The sequence below is a fragment of the Bacillus sp. FAU20 genome (genome assembly GCF_056033865.1).
This window is the reverse complement of sequence record NZ_JBVYHY010000011.1, coordinates 370,242-394,827: the sequence shown is the minus strand read 5'-3', so window position 1 is coordinate 394,827 and position 24,586 is coordinate 370,242. Positions and strand designations below refer to the sequence as shown.

The 24,586-nt window shown below is 33.5% G+C and carries 20 protein-coding genes and 2 pseudogenes; 1 reads left to right on the top strand and 21 read right to left on the bottom strand.

The genetic code is table 11. The annotated features are described in order from the left end of the window. Window positions 1-113: 113 nt before the first annotated feature. The 4 genes from AC0OM3_RS10400 to AC0OM3_RS10385 all read right to left on the bottom strand — a co-directional run bounded on the left by AC0OM3_RS10400 (window position 114) and on the right by AC0OM3_RS10385 (window position 6,920). Window positions 114-2,435 (bottom strand): glycosyltransferase, encoded by a 2,322-nt coding sequence (locus tag AC0OM3_RS10400; RefSeq protein WP_151522262.1) that lies wholly within the window; start codon window positions 2,433-2,435, stop codon window positions 114-116. 52 nt (window positions 2,436-2,487) lie between these two features. Next, window positions 2,488-4,005 carry a glycosyltransferase family 2 protein gene (locus tag AC0OM3_RS10395; protein WP_000839306.1) on the bottom strand — a complete coding sequence of 506 codons (1,518 nt, stop codon included), beginning with the start codon at window positions 4,003-4,005 and terminating at the stop codon, window positions 2,488-2,490. A gap of 376 nt (window positions 4,006-4,381) precedes the next feature. Further along, window positions 4,382-5,404, bottom strand: a complete 1,023-nt coding sequence (locus AC0OM3_RS10390; RefSeq protein ID WP_000794259.1) for a hypothetical protein — start codon at window positions 5,402-5,404, stop codon at window positions 4,382-4,384. A gap of 298 nt (window positions 5,405-5,702) precedes the next feature. After that, window positions 5,703-6,920, bottom strand: coding sequence for an aspartate aminotransferase family protein (locus tag AC0OM3_RS10385; RefSeq protein ID WP_001286511.1), 1,218 nt, complete (start codon window positions 6,918-6,920; stop codon window positions 5,703-5,705). Between the two features lie 300 nt (window positions 6,921-7,220). Here AC0OM3_RS10385 and AC0OM3_RS10380 point away from each other — a divergent pair, with 300 nt between their 5' ends. After that, window positions 7,221-8,600 (top strand): catalase, encoded by a 1,380-nt coding sequence (locus AC0OM3_RS10380; RefSeq protein ID WP_001003073.1) that lies wholly within the window; start codon window positions 7,221-7,223, stop codon window positions 8,598-8,600. 122 nt (window positions 8,601-8,722) lie between these two features. On the opposite strand, the gene AC0OM3_RS10375 is transcribed toward AC0OM3_RS10380, so the two are convergent. The 17 genes and pseudogenes from AC0OM3_RS10375 to AC0OM3_RS10295 all read right to left on the bottom strand — a co-directional run bounded on the left by AC0OM3_RS10375 (window position 8,723) and on the right by AC0OM3_RS10295 (window position 24,560). Continuing rightward, a complete protein-coding gene (locus AC0OM3_RS10375; RefSeq protein ID WP_000719379.1) occupies window positions 8,723-9,250 on the bottom strand; it encodes a hypothetical protein in 528 nt (175 codons plus the stop codon). A gap of 113 nt (window positions 9,251-9,363) precedes the next feature. Beyond that, the gene (locus AC0OM3_RS10370; protein WP_474211686.1) at window positions 9,364-11,118 is read right to left on the bottom strand and encodes an adenine deaminase C-terminal domain-containing protein; all 1,755 of its coding nucleotides are present in this window, start codon (window positions 11,116-11,118) and stop codon (window positions 9,364-9,366) included. 284 nt (window positions 11,119-11,402) lie between these two features. Further along, window positions 11,403-12,569 (bottom strand): serine hydrolase domain-containing protein, encoded by a 1,167-nt coding sequence (locus AC0OM3_RS10365; protein ID WP_000710631.1) that lies wholly within the window; start codon window positions 12,567-12,569, stop codon window positions 11,403-11,405. Window positions 12,570-12,773: 204 nt separating this feature from the next. Further along, the gene (locus AC0OM3_RS10360; protein WP_000805745.1) at window positions 12,774-13,280 is read right to left on the bottom strand and encodes a DUF3902 family protein; all 507 of its coding nucleotides are present in this window, start codon (window positions 13,278-13,280) and stop codon (window positions 12,774-12,776) included. A 258-nt stretch (window positions 13,281-13,538) separates the two neighbouring features. Further along, entirely contained in the window at window positions 13,539-14,267 is a 729-nt protein-coding gene (locus AC0OM3_RS10355; RefSeq protein WP_001284448.1) for a hypothetical protein, read from the bottom strand. A gap of 15 nt (window positions 14,268-14,282) precedes the next feature. Continuing rightward, a complete protein-coding gene (locus AC0OM3_RS10350; RefSeq protein ID WP_151522179.1) occupies window positions 14,283-15,392 on the bottom strand; it encodes a DUF58 domain-containing protein in 1,110 nt (369 codons plus the stop codon). Beyond that, window positions 15,389-16,321 (bottom strand): AAA family ATPase, encoded by a 933-nt coding sequence (locus AC0OM3_RS10345; RefSeq protein WP_474211682.1) that lies wholly within the window; start codon window positions 16,319-16,321, stop codon window positions 15,389-15,391. The genes AC0OM3_RS10350 and AC0OM3_RS10345 overlap by 4 nt, the downstream gene beginning before the upstream one ends. A gap of 210 nt (window positions 16,322-16,531) precedes the next feature. Continuing rightward, window positions 16,532-16,885, bottom strand: coding sequence for an immunity protein Imm33 domain-containing protein (locus AC0OM3_RS10340; RefSeq protein WP_199717591.1), 354 nt, complete (start codon window positions 16,883-16,885; stop codon window positions 16,532-16,534). Window positions 16,886-17,116: 231 nt separating this feature from the next. Further along, window positions 17,117-17,455: a hypothetical protein gene (locus AC0OM3_RS10335; RefSeq protein WP_000387012.1), complete on the bottom strand. Its 339-nt coding sequence runs from the start codon at window positions 17,453-17,455 to the stop codon at window positions 17,117-17,119. Window positions 17,456-17,475: 20 nt separating this feature from the next. Further along, window positions 17,476-18,663: pseudogene (locus AC0OM3_RS10330) on the bottom strand (polymorphic toxin type 50 domain-containing protein); the annotation flags it as partial. 352 nt (window positions 18,664-19,015) lie between these two features. Next, the gene (locus tag AC0OM3_RS10325) at window positions 19,016-19,474 is read right to left on the bottom strand and encodes a hypothetical protein (protein ID WP_474211679.1); all 459 of its coding nucleotides are present in this window, start codon (window positions 19,472-19,474) and stop codon (window positions 19,016-19,018) included. Then, a pseudogene (locus AC0OM3_RS10320) lies at window positions 19,474-20,157 on the bottom strand (cytoplasmic protein); the annotation flags it as partial. The pseudogene AC0OM3_RS10320 and the gene AC0OM3_RS10325, both read right to left, overlap by 1 nt. Window positions 20,158-20,351: 194 nt before the next feature. Then, window positions 20,352-21,599: a PoNi-like cognate immunity protein gene (locus AC0OM3_RS10315; RefSeq protein ID WP_474211677.1), complete on the bottom strand. Its 1,248-nt coding sequence runs from the start codon at window positions 21,597-21,599 to the stop codon at window positions 20,352-20,354. Window positions 21,600-21,627: 28 nt separating this feature from the next. Beyond that, window positions 21,628-23,394, bottom strand: coding sequence for a T7SS effector LXG polymorphic toxin (locus AC0OM3_RS10310; RefSeq protein ID WP_061884318.1), 1,767 nt, complete (start codon window positions 23,392-23,394; stop codon window positions 21,628-21,630). Next, on the bottom strand, window positions 23,391-23,753 hold the full coding sequence (locus AC0OM3_RS10305) for a DUF3958 family protein (RefSeq protein WP_000077521.1): 363 nt from the start codon (window positions 23,751-23,753) through the stop codon (window positions 23,391-23,393). The genes AC0OM3_RS10310 and AC0OM3_RS10305 overlap by 4 nt, the downstream gene beginning before the upstream one ends. Before the next feature lie 40 nt (window positions 23,754-23,793). Continuing rightward, a complete protein-coding gene (locus AC0OM3_RS10300) occupies window positions 23,794-24,069 on the bottom strand; it encodes a TIGR04197 family type VII secretion effector (RefSeq protein ID WP_474211674.1) in 276 nt (91 codons plus the stop codon). Between the two features lie 197 nt (window positions 24,070-24,266). Then, the gene (locus AC0OM3_RS10295) at window positions 24,267-24,560 is read right to left on the bottom strand and encodes a putative quinol monooxygenase (protein ID WP_097915399.1); all 294 of its coding nucleotides are present in this window, start codon (window positions 24,558-24,560) and stop codon (window positions 24,267-24,269) included. Window positions 24,561-24,586 lie beyond the last annotated feature (26 nt).

Below are 24,586 nucleotides of genomic sequence, written 5' to 3'. Positions count from 1 at the left end.
CCTAAGCTAAAAATAATAAAAATTTTTGATTTCAGTTTCATTACAATACTAAATATCGTTAAGTTGCATAAATGAAATGTTGAGGTTACTCATTCAATAGACAAATTTCCCTTTTAAAATAAATCTTTAAAACCCTTATTCTTCAATAAATACGAAAATCCTTCTAAATGATCCCCAGTAATTCTTAATACAGCTGGTGGATGTCCTATCGTGGCAAAATGCTCTTGTGGCCGAATACGATTAGGTTTCATTACATCTACAAAATGGACACATTCAACTTTATATCCTTCTAATATTGCCTTTACTTGCGCAACACACGCTGTGTGAAGTGTATCCCAGCCGATTCCCTCTAAACATTTTCTACTAATAGCATGGGGAACAGCAATTGTGGATCCCACTCCTAAATCTTTACGATTACAAGCAATATTCAACACATATTTATATAAATTTACAATATATAGAGGAAATCTAAGATTTAAATTTAAATCGTTTAAAGCCATATCAATCCCATTGGCAACAGCCTTTGTTAATGGGTGAAGATCTTTTGCTGGAATAGCAAAATCAGCATCAATAAAGAGAAGTATATCCCCTGTGGCTTCTTGTGCACCAATTGCCCGTCCTACATCGTGACCCAATGCTTCTTGATAAACAATTACTGTAGCTCCTAGTTGCTTAGCAATTGCTTCTGTTTGATCTGTTGATCCATTAATTACAACAATTATTTCTTTCGGTTCAATTTTTCTTGCCTCAAGAATAACTTCTTTAATCGTTGTTTCTTCATTTTGTGCTGGTATAATAATCGATAACTGTTTTCCATTATAAATAGAGGAATTCATTCCCCATCCTTTATGAAAAAGTGAATAATTCTTCTGTTTTTTTAGTTGCTCTATAATTTCTCTTTTTCTTCCTCCATCTGTATAGTTACCTCTACCATCTTTTCGTTGTAACCAACTCTCCAAAGCTTTTACGTTTTCTTTAATCTCACATACTTCTAATTTAGTTAATTTATTTTTATAGAAAGAGGTTTTGTTTGTGGGTATATTATTCAAGGAGGTGTTAGTGATAGCTGACGAGGATTGTAGTCGCCACCCTTTCTCAATAAAAGTTATTTGAGATAGAACGGGATTTTGCAAAGTGTCATATCCAATGTCCTCAATTGCTTTTTTTCTAATGGCATATGGCATAGATAACACCGAATCATATTTTAAATCCATGCGCCCCAATACATCGTTTACTATTTTTCTATACACCATAGCAATACTTGGCCATTCTACTCTCATCTTTTCAAAACATACGGAGTCTATGTTATTTAAGATTACATCCTGTTCCTTTTTTAGTAGCGGTTCTATAAATCGTTCTAATTCTACCGAAAAAATAACATCTTCTCCATTTAAAAATAAGACCACATCACCATTGGCGACTTTTGCCCCATGAACTGGTGCTTTCCATTTACTTTTCTCCTCAATCACAACAACGTTACTTTCAACAAATGTTGATATAGATTGTATCGCACTCATTCTATCATCAGATACAATAATAATTTCTAGTGGTTTTATATGCTGCACTTTATTTAAAATTTGATTCAATTTTGATTTATCTTCTCCTAAAACTATAACGACTGATAGGTCCACTTCTTTTTGTTCTTCTTTTACAGTCTGATTAGGTTTTACTTTTTTTATATATTCAATTGTTTCACTCTTACCTACAGCTGCATGCCCTGCTTTTTTATCAAAATATAAGTCAATTATAATTTGATTTACTTCCGTGTCTTTATCAAGTTGCTCTAATTCAGAAATAAATGGTAGCAAATGATTTTGCACATCAAATTCACACGCGAAATTTTGCAAAAAATAAATGTTCGGCACATATTTAATGTGATTAAAAAATTTCACAACATTAATTCTTTCACCAAATTTCTCCTCAACTTCTTCTCTTGATAAACCTGGATAAGATAAATCGAAAACTAAATTTACCGGTACAGGTATCCACTTTATTAAATTTGTTTGAGGATTATTAATGAAAGCTGTGGAACCTTTAACGAATCCAGCTAAAATTAAAGACATAAATCCTCCTCCAGAACTTCCATAAAACAAGACATTTTTTGAATCAACTTTTAACTTTATAAATAATATTTCTAGAATATTAGCTATATCTTGTAAATAAAATCTATTTAACTCTCCCTGTCCCCAACCTAAAGATAATTTTCCAAGATATAAAGTAGGATCATTATAATATATAACAGTATCTTCAAATTCATTCATCCAAGAATGTCGATGAAAAATAGGTGGACCAATTGGTTGTTCTTGAAACCCACCTGCTCCAGATCCAAAAACAATTGTGTTAGAAGCATTGGGCTTAATACGAATTAAAAATTCATACGTTACTTTATCCCAATTAACCTTGAGTATAAATGGCTCCGTAGTTTGAAAATCCATTTGCCATAATTGTTCATATGAAATGTTAATTATTTTATACTGGTCTAACAGTTTAATCACCCTTTCCATCCATTTCGAGTTGTTCTATCAAGTAAGAGAGAGCTTCAACATGATCACCAATTATTCTTAATACTGCTGGAGGATGTCCATTTTGACTTACATTTTCCTTTAAACGAATTCTATTCGGTTTTACAACATCAACATAATGAACACATTCTACCCTATATCCTTGTAATATAGCTTTTACTTGTGCAAGACTAGGGCATAGTAAAGTTTCCCACCCTATTGCATCTAAACATGATCTACTCATTGCATGTGGAATAGCTACTAATGATCCATTACTTAATTCTGGGCGATCATATGCTAAATTAAGCATATATTTTACAATATCAACAATATAAAAAGGCGGATTGAGCATTGGGTTCAAATCATTTAACGCTATGTCTATGCCATCTGAAACTGCTTTTGTAAAGTGATGTAAATCACTTCCTGAAACACTAAAATCACCATCAATAAATAAAAGAATATCTCCTGTAGCTTCAAGCGCTCCAATAGCACGTCCAACATTATGACCGAGTCGTTCGTTATATTTAATAATAGTAGCACCAAGTCTTTTAGCGATATTGGCCGTTTGATCTATCGAACCATTTACAACGACAATTATTTCTAGTGGTTCTATTTTTCTCGCCTCAAGTATTACTTGTTCTATAGTTTCCTCTTCATTTTGCACCGGTATAATGACAGAAAGTTGCTTCCCATCATAAATTGAAGAATGCATTCCCCACCCTTGATGATAGGAAGGGTATCGCTTACATTCACCTAGTTTTTGAACAATATCTCTTCTTTTTCCTGCATCAGTAAACCCTACTCTTTTTCCCTTTTTCTCTATCCATTTAGAAATACCGATTAAATATTTTCCCAATTTCTCCTTTTCATTTTCTGACAATTCTTTTTTAACTAAATACCCTTCCTCTTCTAACGTTTCATCTCTAGATAACGTTTTTATTGCATATTGATCGTTAATCCGCCATCCTTGATCCACTATGTTCATATGAGCTAGAACGATATTTTTCATATAATCAAAGCCGATATTTACTACTACTTCCTTCGCAAGTGCATATGGTAATGAAAGTATTGAATTGCTTTTTAAATCTGGTCGACTTAAAATTTCATTTAACATTTTTCTCCATACAATATCCATATTTGGACATTTACCAACTTCTACAAATTTATCTATTTTGTTTAATACTACATCAGCCTGATTTGTAACAACTGGTTCAATAAATTTCTTCATCTCATTTGTAGATATTGAAAAATTACTATCTACAAATAACAAAACATCTCCTTTTGCTGCCTTTACAGAAGCTTCATACCCCTCATAATACGTACTATATTTATCCATCAAAACAATATGGCATTTATTTTTCTTTGCTATTTCATACAAATTTCTTCTATCGTTAGGAACTAAAATTATAATTTCAAGAGGATTTAGCTTCCATATAGATTGAATTGACTCTTCTAATATTTGCTCTCTTTCACTATACAAAATAATAACCGTTAACGATTTCATTACACGCCCCCTTTACACATCATGTGACATAAAGTGAAACTTTAATCAGTGGGGGTTTTCTTCATCCCCCACTGATTATTAGCCCTCACCAATCGGACTTTAATGGGCAGCCCCGACCCCCACCTAAATTCTTTGCTTTCACTAAATTTTGAGGTGGGGTCTTACCGCCCATTAAAGCGGGATAAAATATTAAGTATTACCATTTCCTATGAATTTGCTACTTTATTAACATATTCAAAAGTGAATTATACTGTGTAAAAACAATCGTCTATTTTTGAAAATATAAGTTCTACACTCGTTCCCTTCCTCTTATCATTATTTGTTACAACTCTCACCATTTAAAAACAAAAAAAGCCCTAATTTCTTTAGGACTGTTTTAAACTAATTTATTTACATTATTAATTTTATATACTATCTTTTTCCATGTTATACCTCTATCCGTTGTAGTAAATATTTCTTTTTTATTACACGCCCAACCTTTACGCCGATTAAAAAAATGTAAACAAAATACATTTTTCAACAATGGATTACTTGATACCTTTATCCATTTTGCTCCTTTTTTTATTATTTGATATACACTTCCATGTTCACTATTTATAACCCAGCCATAATAGGAACTAAAAAAAGAAACAGCCGCTTTACTAGTATTTATTGTTTTATTTGAAATATGCCACGAATTCCCCTTATCAAATGAGTAATTCATTAAAAATACATCATTATTCATTTTAGTTGGTATTACTAACAAGTTATTTTTATAGATTGCTTTATAAGCCATAGAAGTCTCATTATTACTTCCTTCAAGACTTGGAATATCTTTTATAGGCTGCCAATTTACCCCGCCATCTATTGTTTTAAATACCGCTGATGTTTCATATTGTTTGTGCAATGAAATAAATCCAACTAACTCGTTTATAAATGTTATTCCTGAAATACTATCACTAATACTTATATTTTTAATTACTTTCCATACTCTCCCTTTCGTTTTCATGTAGTATAAATTATGTTCAAATTTATTTGATGCAAGCTTTCTAGACAATACAATCCATATACTATCCATATTGGTGGCATGCAATTGTACTTGAATATCAGTCGATTTCTCCCACTCTTCTTCAATTGGTAATATAAACTCACTCCATCTTTCCCCTCTATTAACTGTATAAAATATAGCGGGCAATAAATCATCATTAGTTTTTGTTAAACCATATGCCCAAGAGCTTCGAGCATTTATTGGATATCCAAATAATATAATTGAATTTAGAGGATTAACAACTTCCCATTCTACTCCTCCGTTTCGAGTATATAAGATAGCTTGCTTTTTATTTGTATATTGAATACCAGCCCACCCAAATCTATCAGTTCGCATTTGTAAAGAAGTAAATTGAATATCATTATTTTTCAATATATCACCTCATTCTTATCATATATATATATTCGTATGCTATTATTTTCAAAACGTTCTATCATTAGTTGTTAGTACCACTCGTTTTATCTACTATCTTTACACATTTACTTTCTCTTTTCCTCACCAACCAAATATCAATAAATAATGTATCAAATCTAATAAAGTTCCTTTTATTTTTTCATTCTCATTTCATAACGACTGTATTTCACAAAATTCTACTATAAAAAATGCACCCCAATTGTAAAACTATTTCTAACAATTAGAGTGCACTTTATATAAAATATAGCTTTAATTTTTAAGCACTTACTACAGCAGCAACTTTATCTAAACAAATAATAAACTGATTAATAAATGCGTCAATTTCCTCTTTCGTAATAATATACGGCGGAAGTAATCGAATAATATTCCCTTGTGTTACATCGACTAACATTCCTTTATTCATTAGCTCAATCTGTAATTTCTTCACATTTTCATACGTATCATTCAGACTAATTCCAAACATCATGCCAGCATGACGTACTTCCTGAATATAATAAGAATTTTCTTTCTGAATTTCTTGTAATTTATCATTTAAATATAGTGACGTTTCATACGCTTCTTGCATTAAACCATCGTCAATCAATGTGTTTAATACAGTTAACCCTAAAGCCGTTCCCATAGATGAATGAGCAAACGTTGTACCGTGATCTCCAGGTGCAAATACATCACATAACTTTTCACCTACAATAATTCCTCCTAGCGGTATCCCGCCTCCTGCTCCTTTACCAATTTGAATAATGTCCGGTGTAATATTAAAATTTTGATAAGCAAATAGTTTTCCCGTTCTACCCATACCACTTTGAACTTCATCAACGACAAGAAGTACATTATATTTTTCACATAAATATTGAATACCATGTAAATATTCACTTGATAAAGGATAAATCCCCCCACTTCCTAAAACAGGCTCTAGCATAATCGCAATTGGGTTCTCTTTAATAATGGTCTCTTCTAATTGGTCTATATTTTCGCGCTCTACTTCATATACAGGAATAGATGTTTTAGGGAAATTTTGATATACCTTTTCTTGTCTCGTAAAATGTAGTGCCCCTAACGTCCTCCCGTGAAAACTATCTTTTAACACAACTACTCCATCACGTTCTTCATTCGCAATAGTTCTATATTTATCAATTAATTTTAATGTCGTTTCTGTCGCTTCCGTACCAGAGTTTGTAAAAAAGACTTTTCCGCTTTTTAAAGTACACTCTACTAATTTCTTTGCATACTCAATTGCAACTGGGTTTAAGAAATGAAACGGTAAATGCAACGATTTCGCAACTTGCTCCATTGTCGTTTGTACAATTTTAGGATGATTGTATCCTAATACATTTACTCCTACGCCAGAAAATAAATCTAAATACTCTTTACCATCTACATCATATAGATTACATCCTTCTCCTCTTTCCATTGCAACCTCTGTACGACAATATGTAGACACCATATATTCTTTATCTAATTGAAACCAATCCGACATGTTAAATTCCTCCTAGTTATTTTTCCTTTTTTAACGTTCATTCTCTATATAATCGTTTATAAATTAAGTTTTAAGATTGAAATTTTAATAGTGGTTTTCTTCCACATTTTTATTAAAACGTGTGCTTTCTCTTCCCGATATTCATTTTTCCATAATTTCTTCTATTTCAACAGGTCCACTACATATGTGTTTTTTTCATCTAGCGGTATGTTACTGCTTTGAACTTTGCATGTCATACATAATTGGGACTATAAAATCATATTTAGTAACAATCGACGAAAAAATTTGGAGGCTATATCGATGAATGAAAAACATGATAAATATAAAAAAGATTTATTAGATGAAGACTTTAATAAACATCGAGAACTTACTGAACCAGCTAAATTCCACTCTCAAACAGTTGGTTTACGTGGCCCCGTACTAGAACAAGATAGTGTACTGCATGAGTCATTACAACAATTTATTCATGAAAAAATTTTAGAAAGGCCTGTTCATGTAAAAGGATTTGGTGCGTTCGGTTATTTTCAAACGATATATTCGATGTCTGAACATACTAAATTAAGTTTTTTACAAAATTCTAATGAGAAAGTTCCTGTTATGGTTCGATTTTCGTTAGCTGTTAGTACGAAAGGAACACCGGATACTGCTAGAAATGTACGCGGTTTTTCTACAAAATTTTATTCAAAAGAAGGAATTTTTGACCTTTTATGTAATCACATTCCTGTTTTTTCTGTTCGTGATCCAATGCGTTTCCCTGAAACGATTCAAGCATTATTGCCTTCACCTAAAAATAACTTAATAGACCCGAATAGATTTTGGAATTTTGTCGCTAAAGCACCTGAATCGATTCATTTTGTTGTCCGTTTATACTCTAATAATGGTACGACCAAAAGTCTTCGCCACATTCCAGGACATAGTGTTAATACATATGTATGGAGAAATGCGGAAGGTAATCGAAAGTATGTAAAGTATCATTGGTACCCATTTGAAGGTGTACAGTACATTACTAGTAAAGAAGCAATTAAATTAGCTGCTGAAAATCCTGATTATAGCGGGAAAGATTTATATGATGCTATTAAAAATGGTAAACCAGTGGAGTATGGTTTATACGTCCAGCTCATGGATCCGAAAGATGAAGCGCACCTATCTTATGATCCTTTAGATGACACAAAAGTATGGGATGAACAGACGTATCCTCTCATACCAGTCGGGAAAATGGTATTAAATAAAAATCCTGAAAATTTTATGGAACAAGTAGAAAAGGTCGCATTCTCTCCTTCTAATTTACTGGATGGTGCAGAACTATCAGATGATAAAATGCTGCAAGGGCGCGCTAACATTTACAGTGATTCACAAAGAAGAAGAATTGGTCCAGAATTTCGCAAATTAACGATTAACCAGCAGCAAGATTGGACACCTGCTAATCAAATTACAACCGGTGAAGGAAGGTACGTTGAAGGTAAACTTGAAAGAACTTCTATAACGAAACAGGATGACTTTACGCAGGCTGGTGAATTTTATACGAAGTTACAGCCGATAGAAAAAGAACATCTCGCTGAAAACTTAGCTAGTGATTTAAAAGTTATATCCGATGATATCAGAAAGGTCGTTTTAGGGTATTTTCATAAAGTGTCTGCTGATTTAGCTGCAAAGATTGAGAGTGCGTTGCAAAAGATTTAAGCATATAAAAAACGTCATTTTAATGTTTAAAATAACGTTTTTTATAGAAAAATTACTAATAAAATTTATTGTCTCGTTTATAAATTATTAAAGATAGATTCTCCTGTAAGATTTTCGTTATTTCATTTTATATTATGATACTCATTTTTCTTTTTCATATAATCTTTTTCACATTGCAACGGCTTGAATTTCACTTTTTTCCCTTTCTTCTTTGTCGTTTTTATAACGAGCCATTCCCCTTTTTCAACGTCTAGTTTTAGGCGTTTCATTACATTGATATTATCTTTTTCTTTATAAAGTAAAAATGCTTCTTGCGCCCTCACAAATAGGCTGGGCTGTTCGCTAAATCCACCACTATCATAAATTTTAGTTAGCGAAGTATAATAAGAATCATTTTCCTTTCCACCATACATCAAATGAGCAGCCTCCAGATCTCTTTTACTTACTTCCCAAAAACTATGTTCATCAATATTTAAATTAAATGTGGATTTAATGTCCTGTATTATATTCTTCACATACTTTTCATCTCTAACTTTTCTTTCTTCGAGACAATCCGAAGATAACTCTGGTGCATCTGATTGGGAATGTACAACGTGTTGTATCGATACACACAGAATAAATACGCTTAAAATGTAAAATATTTTTTTCATATTTACATATCACCTCAAATGATTTAGATACTATATCATTTGAGGCTTACAATATTCTTATGCTAATAAAAGGAAAGATCCTATAAAATAAAATTTTTATAGGATCTTTCCTTTTAATATTGCTTTATCAAATTCACGGGCGAGGCAACTACCTTACTACTTTTCACATCATATAATCCTATAGGTGTTACTCGTACAAAAGGCAAGTGCGTCGCAGAAAAGAATAAAATTGTAAATGCTGGATCATCATACGCGTAGCCACGCTCTTGTAGTAATTTCACCATCTGTTTCTCTTCCTGTATTAATTCTCTCATTTTTAAATTAGACATAATCCCGAGCAATGGTAATGCTATTTCGTGTAACACTTCATTGTTTTCTGCTATGACCATTCCACCACCGAGCTCTTTTACTCTACGAAAAGCTGTAAGCATATCTTCTTTTCTTTTTCCTATAAGAATGATGTCACCTGTACCAGAATAAGAGCTAGCAAGCCCCCCTAGTTCTTTTGCAAAACCTTTCACAGCTGTATTCACTTGCCAACCGCCATCACGAGCAATCATCATAAGGAAACATTCATCATGATCTGTGGACAATTCATCACAGTCTATATTGATTTCACTAGTGTATGGTTTTGTAATAACGTTATTTAATAAGTGTATCCCCGTTTTATTAGAGAAAATCATATCCTCTTTTTCTATTGACCAATCTAGTGATAATGGAGTTACTTTATGTTTACTCCAGTCTATATGTAATGCCTCATGTGTATTTACACCGTCACGCTTCACCCATTTCCCCTTTGCAATTACACTTATTGGAACCGGGTTTTCTTTACTTTCCAAAATATTAATATTAGCAATTCTACCTGTCGCAATTGAACCATGTAGATGTTCCATATTGTAATAACGAGCGATATTATAGCTTGCCATATGATAAGCATCTATTATTGGCACTCCTTGTTTTATCGCGGTAGCTATCATTACATTTGTCATTCCATTTTCATAGAACGAAGGATGTGAACCGTCTGTCGTAAGAATAAATCTATCAAACTGCTTTACTCCTAGTTCCAGCAATTCTTTCAGTAACACTTCTAAATCTGGACGGATTGAAGAATTTCTTAGGGAAACCGTGTAACCTTGCATAAGACGAGCAAAAGCTTCCTGTCCTGTCATCGCCTCATGATCACAATCTGTACCTAACAGTTTTAACTTTGCTAAAGTCGTTTCAGATGCTCCTGGAAAATATCCTTCTACTTTTTTATGTAATCGTTTCGTTTCCTGCACCCAATGTAGCATTTCATCATCGCCATGTAATAACTTTGGCCACGCTGTTAGCTCACCGCCTTGAAGAACTGCTTTATGCTTTAGCCACTCTATTATTTCTTCACAATTAAATAAAGATTCCCCGTTTTGCAATTCAGTCTGTCCATCGAAACGACACCACCAATACATACTTGCTGGAATCTTTTCAAATTCATCTAATAAACAAAATGCTTCTTCACGTTGTAATGTGAAAAATAAAGTTAAATTATCATTAATAAAAGTAGTCGTCCCAAATTGCATCGCATAATTCGCTAACGTTTCTGGATTATATAATTGATACGGATGTGCATGCGGTTCTATGTAACCGGGTACGACATACTTTCCTTCACAATCAATGACTTCGCATCCTTGTAGTTGCACTGGTAGTTTTTCTCCTACATAAATAATACGATCATCATAGATCCAAATATGTGCTTGCATCCACTCGCGTATATAGGAATTTAAATAAGTTGCATTTTTCAATAAAATGTGTGGACTTCTTGTGCCGTCTATTACTTCAACATGTTCTCTTAATTGCTTGTTACTCCATCTAAACTGATTTTCTCCCAATGAATTTCACTCCACATCTAGTTACATTATTTATTAAAATAAAAATAATTAACAAACTAAAGTATTATCCATTCATAACTCCCCTGTATAACCCCTATCCCCTTCATTATATGGAATGATTGTAAAAATAACAATTTTCAGAATCAAAAACACACCTCTTTGCTCAACAATAAAAAAGGATGTCGTGTAACTGACATCCTTTTTATTGTTGAATTACACTTGATGTCATACTAGGAATGCTAATACTGTCCTTTACAACAGAATGCTATTCGCTTTCTTTTCATCTATTTCTTAAATTCAATTTGCATCATTTTATTAAACTGCGGAACAATATCGACCCCACCTATAGAGTTGAGACTGATAGCCAATGTATGTTTGCCTCCAATTACTCCCCCAGCAAAAGTTGTAAATCCAGGAATTCCTCCTCCATGCCCCCAAACTGAAACACCGTTTGGAAGTTTAGTCTCATAGATTCCAAGACCGTATGCGTCACCAACCCCTTTTCCTTCTACAGGAACTGTAGTAAGCATTTCTTTTAGCTCGCGTTCCTTCAGTAACTTACCACCGAGTAAAGATGAAAAGAACTTATTTAAATCATCCGCATTAGAAATCATATCTCCAGCTGCATTAGCTAAACTCGGATTATAATAAGTAATATCTTTCAACTCGCCTGTTCCTTCCATTTTCACATATCCACGAGCATGATTCTTTCCTGGGATGACGGGTGAATTTCCTGGTAAAAACGTATTTGATAGGTCCAAAGGTTCAATAATTCGCTTTTCGATTTCTTCCGCATAACTATTTCCAGTTATTTTTTCAATAAGCATTCCTAGTATTACGTATCCTGTGTTTGAATACAACCAGTCTTTACCCGGCGAAAAATCTGGAGGCAGCGAAAGGCCTATTTTCACTATTTCTTCTGCTGTATACGTTTTTTTCGAATTCATTATGTCCGCGTCTTTTGACTTTAAGTATTCAGCGATACCACTCGTATGATTCAAAAGTTGTCGTATCGTAATTTGATTACCATCATACCCATTTCCTTGCACAAGACCCGGTAGCCACTTTTCAATTGGATCATCAAGTTGTAAGCGATTTTCTCCTACTAATTGAAGAATAGTCGTGGCAGTAAACGACTTCGTCACACTACCAATCCGAAAGCGATAATCCGAATTCATCGGTTTCTTTGTACTTAAGTCCGCCACGCCAGCAGTAAAACTACTAGTTTTTCCGTTATTAGACGCCTTAGCTAATATTCCTACAGCACCAAGCTGTACTGTTTCCTGCATTACTTGTTTCCAGCCATTACGATTCTTTTGATCATGTACTTGTGACGAACTAGAAATATTTTGAGTTGACTCTGCAGTCACAGTAAAACCAGGTGTGAATAGAGCAGTACCCGCTAATAAAACTGCAAAACTTGCTAACTTAATTGAATTACATTTTTTCATAAGGCTTTCTCTCCTCCATTAATATCGGATTGATTCAAGCTATACTTTCATCCTATATGATAAATCTCTCTTTTTTCTTATCCATTCCTTACGAAATACTTACTTTCAAAATTTGGCGACCAGATGAGAAAAAATTATGTATGGAAATAAAAAAAGAACGTGTTTTCATTTATAAACACGTTCTTTTAAGCACTCTATTAACTTTTACCATCCTGCACTAGCGTTCATACCATTTCCTATAATAGTAAGAAGTAGTGGCCACAGTACTGGTACTAACGTAAGAAATAGATTAAACAGTATAAGTATTCTATATCTTCCAGGAATATTATAATTTTTACGATTAACAAATAATACAAAAACTAACAATATTATGGTCGTTACAAACAAAAGTAACACTAACAACCAATACCAAACCATTAAACTGAGACTCCATGGCTGTAATAGCTCGTGTACAATACCAAAGGTGATTCCCAATACTGCAAAACTAAAGGTAGTAATTGTTGCTTTGATAAACAATTTACTCGTTTTTTTATCGTATGTATACTTACAATATAAATCTATTATCGTGTATAAAGATAAAAATGCCATTAATACACCTATCCAAGACAATAACCAGTCTCCGCCTCCTCTAACTACCATAAACAGAAACCAACACATCCCTGCTGCAGAAAAAATAAAGGAAAGGAGTATGTTTTTCAATACCGGTTTCATTCTGTTTTCACACCCTTACAAAAATTTAAAAATAAATAATAATTTCTTATTTACATGCTACTAGTAATTGTTTTATCTCTTTTTCATTCTATATTGATGTAGTGAAGATAACTCCACAAAAAATGTAACGAGCAATACTCTATTAAGACAACCCATTTCCATTAGTATTGATATAAAAAAGTAAGTATACATTACCATATAATTAAATATAAGTAAATAAAATTAATTATATGGTAATTTTATTTACTTATATTAATGTCACCCTTTACCGTCTCGCTCTATCCATCGTACAGTCTTCTCTACATCTAAATCCGTATACGTCTTTTCACCATAACGAACAGACTCATATATCGAAATAATATCTCTCGTTCTACAAATTCTCGTTAACCATTGTTGCATCGTTTCATAAGACCTTCTTTGTTCGTGAAATGGTAATGTTCTTTCCCATTCAACTAACGTTTTCCTTATCGTATCTTTAGGTAACGGCTGTTCAAACTGATGCTTCACTTTCTTGTTCTTTTCGGTTCTATCCGTATTTTCCTTTGTTATCGATTGTTTATCCTGTTCTATTTCTGATTTTGTTACCTTTTTCCTCATTAATTTATAAAAAGCATATAGAATAACTAATGCAATAATTACATAAAAAACGACACTAATCCATGCATTTGAAAGAACAGAAAACACATCAGTCCATGAATTTTTTCGTACAAAAAGTGGAATTTCCCTATATATTTTTGTTCTTGTATCTACAACTCCTATTTCTTCATCTATAATTCTTTCAGGTTCATCAAACTGTGCGTCTACACTAGTAAAATCATAATTTCTTTCCGATATTGTCTCCGTCTTACTAGAAAAAAGCCCATTTACTATGTCTTGTACATGCACAACACCTTGTGATAACGTTATCGCACTAACCGTAAAGAAAAGTAGTATTAATACTCTAACACTCCACAACTTTACTTTCACATGTCTCTCTTTATTAGCCATGACATAAACCCCTTCTTATTCTTTAATTACGACCCATTTATTCGTTCTACTGTATTTCCTTGGGGAAGTACCAAGAATTAAAGGAACCGCATCTAATTCCTTTCGCCGAAATCCAGCTGTGTAAAAATAAGAAGAAGTTATAGGTGTATCTTGATCCGATATTGAGGCAAGTACCTTTAATACATTTTGCAAATGTTTCCGATTATCCCCATTTTTTATATGTAGCAAACCATTATCTTTCACACTATTAATCCATACTTCAAACGAACAGTTTTGCATAAGAAGTTGTTTACATATGCCTGCTGTTAATTCAATTAATTCTTCTATATCATTTCGCAATGAAACGCCACTTTTATTTTGCAAATTGAGATAAATCGCATATTTATCTGATTGTGTTCGCTCGTACTTTTTCGCAGTTATCGTCCCTGTTTTCGCCGTTGCACTCCAGTGGATGGAACGAAAATCTTCATTTTCATAAGACTTCACTCCCATTACTTTCGTTTCATCATATAAGGGTGATGACATCGCTTTTCGAAATCCTCGTGACCATTCTTGTAATTCAGGAACTTGTATTTTCAGAACAGCTGGTAAGACTAAATAAGAGGGCGTATCAACTAGTTTATATGTTATATGGTTCGTTATGAATCCAAAGGGATCCGTAATGACAATTTCAACTTCTTCCCATTTCGCAATTCCTCTTTTTAACGCTACAGCTTGCAAATCAAATGAAACTGACTCTCTTCCTTTTATATTAAAATTCATATAATAATTTGAACCTGTATTCGTATTTTTGTTTATTTCATCATGATTCCAAGTTAGCTTATTTTCACATTTAAATCGAAATACGATATTGAAAATAGGGAATAACGACTTGTTTGAAATTTTTATTTTGCACATATTCGCTTCACCTATAAAAACGTTTGAATTCCCTTGACTGTATTCCCATTCAACACGAGATACTTTACGTATGTACACATGCATCGCACCTATTAAAATTACATACAAAAATACGAGAGATAATATAAGTAGATTACTTGAAAATACACATAAAATAACGGCTACAACTGACATAACTCCTATTACGAAAGGCTCCGCTAAAGGTGTATACACAAGCTGTTGATTCATCGTACATTCTCCACTGGCACACTAATCGTATGAAGAATTTCTTTCATAATTTGTTCTTTCGTCGTTTTCATCTCTCCCTCAATCGTTAACGTTAAACGATGAGCACAAACGGATGCAGCGAGCGTCTTAATATCATCTGGCGTACAGTAATCTCTTTCATTTAATATTGCCCGTGCTTGAATTGCTCTCATAAATGCCAACGTTCCCCGAGGGCTTACACCAATTTCAATTAACTCATGGTTACGAGTTGCTTCAATAATTTCAAGGAGATAATCTTGCACATCATTCCCCACTAACACTTCTCTTGCACGCTTTTGCATCGTAATAATTTCTTCACTTGAAATAATAGAATGTAACGTTTCTAATGGATCATTCATTTGAAACCGATTCATCATTTCCTTTTCAGCTTCTCCCCTAGGATAACCTTGGCGTATTGTGAGTAAAAACCGGTCTAACTGAGCATCTGGTAACGGAAATGTGCCGGCTGATTCGAGTGGATTTTGCGTTGCTATAACTAAAAAAGGTTCTGGTAATGAATGTGTCTGTTTCGCAATTGTAACAGTACGCTCTTCCATAACCTCAAGTAACGAAGATTGTGTTCTCGGTACAGCTCGATTAATTTCATCCACTAATACGATATTTGCAAAAATAGGACCTAACCTCGTTTTAAAATCCGATTCCTTCACATCAAAATATTCAAGACCAATAACATCTCCAGGCAAAGTATCCGCTGTAAATTGTATTCTTTGAAATTTAGCGTCCACACTTTTAGCCAAGCTTTTCGCTAACGTTGTTTTTCCTGTCCCAGGTACATCTTCTAATAAAATATGCCTCCTTGCTATAGGAGCTATAGCTGCCAGTTCAATCGATTCATCTTTTCCTATAATAACTTTCGAAATATTATTAGTAATCTTCTTTAATGTACTCATATAGTATCTACCACCTTTAAATTATCTAAAAATTAAGAATATATTTTTTCCAAATTATAACATGTAATTCGAAGATGAAATAGAGTGAAAATGAATCTTTTATTTTTTCTTCATTGCACGCAAAAAAGCACCTTATTGTCGTATGTTGACAATAAGGTGCTTAACTCACGTAATTTTCATATTGGGTATTTAACACCTTATATACATTCACTATCTTTCTATTTCACTCCAAATATCAATATCACTTTCATTTAAAATCAATTTAATTTCGTCTTTCTCAAAAACTACTAAATAATTATACGGTAAAGCTAGTACTTGAATAATTGCAGGTTTCATTTTTAATAATTCGTAGGCGTATATGGTCTCTAATTCTCCTGATACTTCTTCATTAATAGGACCTATATACCAACCCGAATCACCTTTATCACAACCACTAGATCTTTGTAAATAAAGCCCTTCTTGTTGCAACACATTTTTCGCTATCCCAACCTCTCTAGCTGCAGCAATATTGTCTTCCTGCTCTTGTAAGTTCAATTGTTGTTCTTGCAAAGTAAATTGTTTCATCTTGGTTTGCCAGCTTGTACTTCTATAATCTCTTGAGTTCGTCTCATTGTTTCTTTAAAGAATCGACATTGATTTCTATTAGATATCCTAAGTACACTCATACTCTCATCTGCCTCTTATTCTTGCAACCAATTTCGTGCCACTGATGAACACCCTTTACAGGTGTTAAAAACATAGAAAAACCTTGAAAAGCATGTATGCCAATCAAGGTCTCAGTTTATATACCACCTATTATTTACATATTCCACTTTCCCATACTCTTTTTCCGTCAGTTAAAAACACTGCACTTGGCGGATCATCATAGAGAGAAATTTCAACCAATGAACTTTTTTCTTGTATCAACCAATTATATACAATACCTTCGTTAGTAGAAGGTTGAGATAAAATATGATTTACTTGAAATGCTGTTGCATAATATTCTGCGTATGCGGGGTCATCATCATCTAATCCATTGTCTGTCTCATAAAATGTGTCTGTTTTGCCTATAATTCTCAACCCACTGTTCCACTCTAATATGATTTCTACACCTTCATGCTCTGTTAATGTTTTAAATAAAGAATCTGCTTCCATAGACATCCTCTTTCTTAATTTTATTCTGATGGTTTTGCTGGTACTATATGGGCACCATCTTTTCCATAATGTATCATTCCTCTATTAGTCTCTATATATTGTCCGGTCACAGTGTCATAGTATTTACCTATTGGTTTACCAAAGTCCACTCTTTCTTTATTTTTGGTAACAGTGGTTCCTTTTCCGGCAAACTTATCAAGCAATTCTTGCGCTATTTTATTATCACCATAGAAAATGCTCTTATTTTTTCCATTTGCTAATTCTTGTTTATAGTTCGGTGTATCAGGAATATGCTTTTCTTGAGCTCCTGCTTTCACTTTTATTGGATAACCATTTACTTCACGGTATGGACCTTTAGGTACAGAATCTTTTCCATAAGAAGGTATTCGATTACTCGCACCCTTACCCCCACCAGAAGACTGAATTTTTTGAATAGTACCCTTAGTATTTTGAATCGATTTATCCCATACAAATCCACCATGTGCAAAAAGACTAGCCCCAGCAGCTGTTGCTGCTATATCTAATGGGATAACAATTGGTGACGCTAACCCGCCAGTTCCTACTTCTGCCACGATAGTTAAGAAATTAGATCCGCCTATGAGCGAGATACCTTCAAACATTTCTACAATGGACCAGACTATTGATATAACATTTCCAGCCAACCTTCCAGCTTGGTAAGTTGTCTTACTTTCTAATTTATCATTCTCATGTGGTTGTAGTCCAAAAAAGTTTTCTAGTGCTGCATCACCAGCACCTTGAAAAAATTCGATAACTCCATGCAAAAACGTTTGCGCATAAATGGCTGTTTTTTCATGCCATGATCTATTGTCTTCCTGCTCTTGTAAGTTAAATTGTTGTTTTTGCAAAGTAATTTGTTTCATCTCGGTTTGACGAGCTGTTTCTTCTATAATCCCCTGAATCGAACTCACCCAATCCATATTCAACCCTTGTGTACTAAACGTACCACTCACAGGACTAAATCCTTTCCCACTTTGCACTTCAGCGAGTCCGGCTGTGATGCTAGCTGCTAATTGGAGAGCGGTGCTGTAGTTGTTGCTGGATGAATGATTGAATTCATATAGACGCTCTAGTTTTTCTTCTAGTTTTTTTCTCATTGTACCTAATACCGTTACAATTGCACCTACTCCGGGCATTGGTGTAAGTACTTCTATTGCTTCTATACTTGTAATCGATTGATTGGCATGTCTCGTAGAGTAAACTGCTACGATAATCCAGTCGTTGAAAACTTCTTCATATCATGAAAGAGAATTGTGGAAGCACTTCATCATTTGAAACTTTTGTTTTGGTATTTTTGAATATATAATTCACCGTACCAAATATTGTAATTCCGAAATAAAAAGCACTTGTTGCTTTTAGTCGGCAATCAAGTGCTTTAAGTTAATCTGTTTATTAAGTAGGATTATTTGGGGAAATTTCCAATTAACTTTACAATATCTTTAAAACTTACGAATTCATTAGTTTCATGTTTATTCCATTTATTTATATTCTTAGCCCACTAATAGCTATCTCGCCTAGTTATTGTTCTTATATTCAAAAGAATTACCTCTCTTCTTTGCACAAATATAAGTATTGGCCAAACTTAGGGAATGCATCCCAATTTCTAGATACATCATCTTTTATCTCTCGCTCTTCTACTTCTCCAGTTTTAGAATCTTTTTGCTCCATAGCAATATGACCATTTTCTTGATACCCCAAAATCATACTTTTTAACTGTGTATCCCCGTCATATTCCCAATACATTATTGTCCTTAGGAATAGTCTATTATCTTCTTTAACAATAAAATCGTAGTGTAAATATTTACGAAGAAAATCATCAAAAAAACTTACCGATACCCATTTCTCAGTGACATTTACTAAATACTTTGGCTGCTCTCCATCACTAAGAACAGCAGTATAAGAATGACGATTTTCATGAAGTGTCTTGGCTGCATTCTCATCAATAATATTCCAAGGCTTCTTTTTTATATTAGACCACTTATCACAATAATAAATTCCCATTAATTATACACCTTCCCATTAATATCACGAATAATAATCCCTTTCTCATTCGCCTCTTCAATAATTTTTTGTGGAACTGGCTTTGTTTGTACAGGGATTTCCAAAATTAACTCTCCATCTAGTCGACCACCTTTTAAAGCATTAGGATTAAATTTGCCTGAAGAAATTTCTGAACCGGAAGAATACTTTTTAGTAAACTCACTTAAATAACTTAATGCCGTCTTTTCTTTTACTTCAGCCAATTGGGTAAATTTCCTCGAGACAATTTCTTCACTAGGAATATAAGAATCTACAACATATTTCTTCCCATTGATTTCCTTTGCCTCTAACTCTACTTCATTATAAGGATATCGAGGACGATTTTCCTTATTAAATCTATTCCCTGCTTCCCATTGCTTTTTCACAAAGTCCGGTATTGATTTCTTTTTAGATAGTGTTTCACCCGTACCCTTACCACCATCTTTAGACTTCGCAAACTTATAAAAAGCTTCTAATAATTCGCCTTGAGGTATTTTGGTTACAATAGTTCCACCAACACTAGAGAATGCATAGGAAGCATTTCTCTTAAATGATTGTAACATTTCAAGCGTAGGCTTCAATTCTTTTGCTAGTTTTACTGCATTAGCAAATGTACTTACTCCACTTGATGTCTTTGCGATATGACCGATTTTATTTAGCGCCTTTGACTTATTTACTTCTCCTACATAATATATATACTCTGAAATACTCTACTTAATTTACAGAACCATTCGTAAACACAAAAATAGTGGCAGTTGGATTCTCCAAACTACCACTATTTTTAAATTCTTCATTCATTAAATTACGTATAAATTAGTTTTTTAACGTTACTCATGATGCGTATATTTCGATTTGTTCATTATAGAACTTCCTCTACATCAACACTCTCTATCTTCACTTCATACATATTTGGGATATTTACTTCTTTCGGTACCCATGCATAATAGTCTTGATCATTCTCTAAAATAAATTGAACTAACTTTGTTTCTGATCCATACCAGAAATTTTTAAGATTATCAATGTAGTCTTCGAAATCCTCTTTATAATCCAATTGTAATATATAATCTCTTACCGTCAGGGCAAACACAATTAAACTTCCTAATAGATTTTTTTGCTCATTTTCTTCTTCATACTCTTGTGGTAAGAACCACACTTGACCTATTCCTATCGTTTTTTTGTATTTTTCATAAAAACTACTATCGTCCATATTATCATAGTCATGGATCAATTCATTGACCAATGAATGCCATTTTGGCGGAATAATGTTTTCCAATGCAGGATTATGTTCAATTCCTTCTACTATATCCTCGATTTCTTCTGTCTCATCTTCATAGTGATATTCACTTAGGTCTATATGCTTAAATTTCATTTCATTTTTATAATGTCCCAAATCATATGGATAATGATTATTATCTTTTAAACTTGTATCATCAAGTTCGAGTATCTTTACTATTGCAGCTGTCTCAAAGCTCCAATACCCTACATATCCAGGTTCTTTATGCGCATTTTTCCATTCATAATCATAATGGCCTTTAAACCATTCTTTCTCCATGTACGTTTGTAATCTTTTAGATGCTTCTTTTTTATCTGTTTGTGCAAGTTCTATAATCTCTCTCGTTTTTGCATATGGATTTTCTTTATAATATCTGTTCGTCATTTTTGTGTATCCGATATCACTAGCGCATAAGAGGAAATCGATTGCTGCATCGTTCATATTTTCTTTCTCAACTAGCTTAGCTAAACTTACAAGATTCTTTTTCTCCGTCTCTAATAAAATCCCTAGAGATATCATCCAAATTAGATTTAAATATCCAACTTCATTTTCCCCTATATGCCTCAAATCAATAAGAGCGTTGTCAAAATCTCCTTCTATTGTATGGATAGCTTCTCCTAGGGAATATTTTGCAATAATATCCTCTAACTCATAATTAAAATTTAATAGATACCTTCCTTCTATAAGACTTTTATTATCTTTAGCCTTTCTTTGAATACCATTCCTTTCATCTTCTTCAAAACTTTTAATCTCCTCTCTATTTTCCTCAATAAACTCTTTATTATATTCTATTCCTTCTCTACATTTTTCTTCTATACATAAAGGATCTCTCATACTATTCAATTCCTCCTAGTGCCTTAAATTATGGCCATTCTCCAATTATGTCTCCCTTTGCATCTATTCTAAATGTTTTCACATTTCCACTACTATCAACCTTTGATAACACTCTCTCAACTTCCTGATCTTGTAATGCTTTCGTAATCTTTGATGCTAATTTTGCATCTCCATCAACGGCCTTCAATATTCTACTTTTTCGGGTCTTCGCACCATTCAACCAACCATCTGACATTTGTCGTCCATCTTTAGTTTTCCCCAATTGTGAACTACCAAACTTAGCTTCATCAATAACATATTTGATCTTTGATTCTGCATTTGCATTTTCGTATAATCCATCAATCCCTTTTACTATTTTATCATTTATGCCTGATGGTGTACTTTTTCCGACTGGCTTTAAATCAAATCCAGCTTCTTTTAAACTTTGATTATTCAATAAATTGTCACTAGATTTTATTTCACCATAATTACCTTTTTGCTTATTTGTAGCTGTTTTTGCATCAAAATTGTCTACATTTGTATTTTTGTTACTGCTAGGTTTACCCTTACCACCATCTTTAGACTTCGCAAACTTATAATAAGCTTCTATCAATTCACCTTGAGGTATTTTGGTTACAACAGTTCCACCAACACTAGAGAATGCATAGGAAGCCTCTTTCTTAAATGATTGTAACATTTCAAGCGTAGGCTTCAATTCTTTTGCTAGTTTTACTGCATTAGCAAATGTACTTAATCCACTTGATGCTTTTGCTCCTTTTGTGATATGGCCTACTTTATTTAGTCCCCTATCGCCTAATATTGTGGTAGCTATTTGTGTTAATCCATAGGTAGTCAATTCTGTACGACTCTCTGCATCTCCCTCTATCATATCTCGTTTTATTTTATTTGAAAATGCATGCCACATATTTTTTGCAGTTTCATCCAAATGGAAAAGTGCATAGGCTACATTAATAAAAGTTCCTATGTCCATATTACTTAAAGCTATTGCGGACTCGATTTCATCACCAACAGCTTTCCCCGATCCTCTTTGAATAGCTTCCCACATCTTTTTCGCTGTTTCAAACGTGCTAACTATACCGTCTGCCGCATCGTCCCAAGCATTTCTAACCGGAGATTTCTTCTCAATTATGTTATTTGTTTCTATATCTTTAATTGACTGATCATTTTTTCGAGCTGTTTCTTCTATAATCCCCTGAATCGAACTCACCCAATCCATATTCAACCCTTGTGTACTAAACGTACCACTCACAGGACTAAATCCTTTCCCACTTTGCACTTCAGCGAGTCCGGCTGTGATGCTAGCTGCTAATTGGAGAGCGGTGCTGTAGTTGTTGCTGGATGAATGATTGAATTCATATAAATGCTCTAGTTTTTCTTCCAGTTTTTTTCTCATTGCACCTAATACCGTTACAATTGCACCTACTCCGGGCATTGGTGTAAGTACTTCTATTGCTTCTATACTTGTAATCGATTGATTAATTCCCCTTATTTGTTCTCTTATTTCTTGTTCAATCACATCTGTCGAAGCAACTTTCGCTTGGAACTCATTTGGAAATGCTTCATTTTGGCGAATTAATTCTTCACATAAGCATATGATTCCTTGCGCTAATGGCCGAAATGTTTGGACAAGGTAGGCTTTTGCACTACTGTATGTTTGTCCTTGTAATACTGTGTCTATCGCAAAGGCATCAATAGATTGAATGGCTTGTTCCATACTTTGAATCGTAGCATTACATATAGCGTTCATACTTTGAGTTTGACTTTGTACTTCTCCCAAATACATGTTTAAACTCATGTATTGGCCTCCCTTTGTAGTTGCTGCTGTTCATAGGAAAGGTTGTTTTCTTTCTCACTGAGATGCCGTTTTTCTTTAAGCAACGTCTCTTTTTCGTTTTCTAATTCGAATGTAAGTTTTCTTTCATACTGCCCGATCTCTTGCCGCATATTCGTAAAAAAGTGAAATGCTTCTTTGTCACCATACCAAGTTTCTAGTATTCGGTTAAATAAACGATTACTTCTATTTTTCCATTCATGAAAACTAGCCTCAGCTCGTTCTTGATTTTGCAGCGCGATTCGGTTTTCATTTTGTTCTTCAAATATAATTCGTAATTTTTGATTACATTGATTGATTCTCGTTTCAATTCCTTGACTCATCTTTTCTCCCTACCTTTTCCCCTTTACGTAGGTTGTTACATTATTGAAAAGTCTTTTGAAGTCCTGTATCCATTTTCTCAAATTCATTTGCTACGGAATGGATATTATCAATTGTTTGTTGAAAAGCAGTACAAAATTGTTTCGTGATCTGTAAATTTTGTTGATTTGCTTCTTGTGCTTGGAAGTTCACAGATAGTGTAGTACGCGTTGCCTTATTTATAGAGCGACTAGTAGCACTTTGCATTCTATCTGAAGCAGTTCTCATTTTCGTTGCAAGTTGTATTGCCGTATGCAAATTACTTTGAAATTCTCCCATTACTTACTCCCCTCTACCTTTTATTTACAAGAAAATTATAACACGGAAAAATATCCCAATAAACCGAATGTTCGAATTTAACATACAATTCACCACTATTATTGAACATAATTTCAACATAACTGTGTCGAAATTATGTTCTACTTATACAAAAAAGATGACCTCAGCTATACGCTAAAGTCATCTTTTCTACCTTATTATTTCACTAACTCTCCATTATAAACTTTTATATCAAGTGGAGCAGTTAAAAACTGTGCTGCTTTACTAACGAAAGATGTGAAGTGTTCACTCGTATTATGACCCGCAACTGCCTCTTCATCTTTCCATACTTCTACCATCGTATATACATTTTCTTTTTCGGTATCTTTATATAAGTCGTAAGATACATTTCCACTTTCTTCTCTTGAACTATGAATAAGCGGACGAATTTCTTCTAAAAATGATTGTTGTTTTGCTGGATCTACTTGAAATATTGCGTGAATAATAATCATGGTGTTTCCCCTCTCATATCTCACTT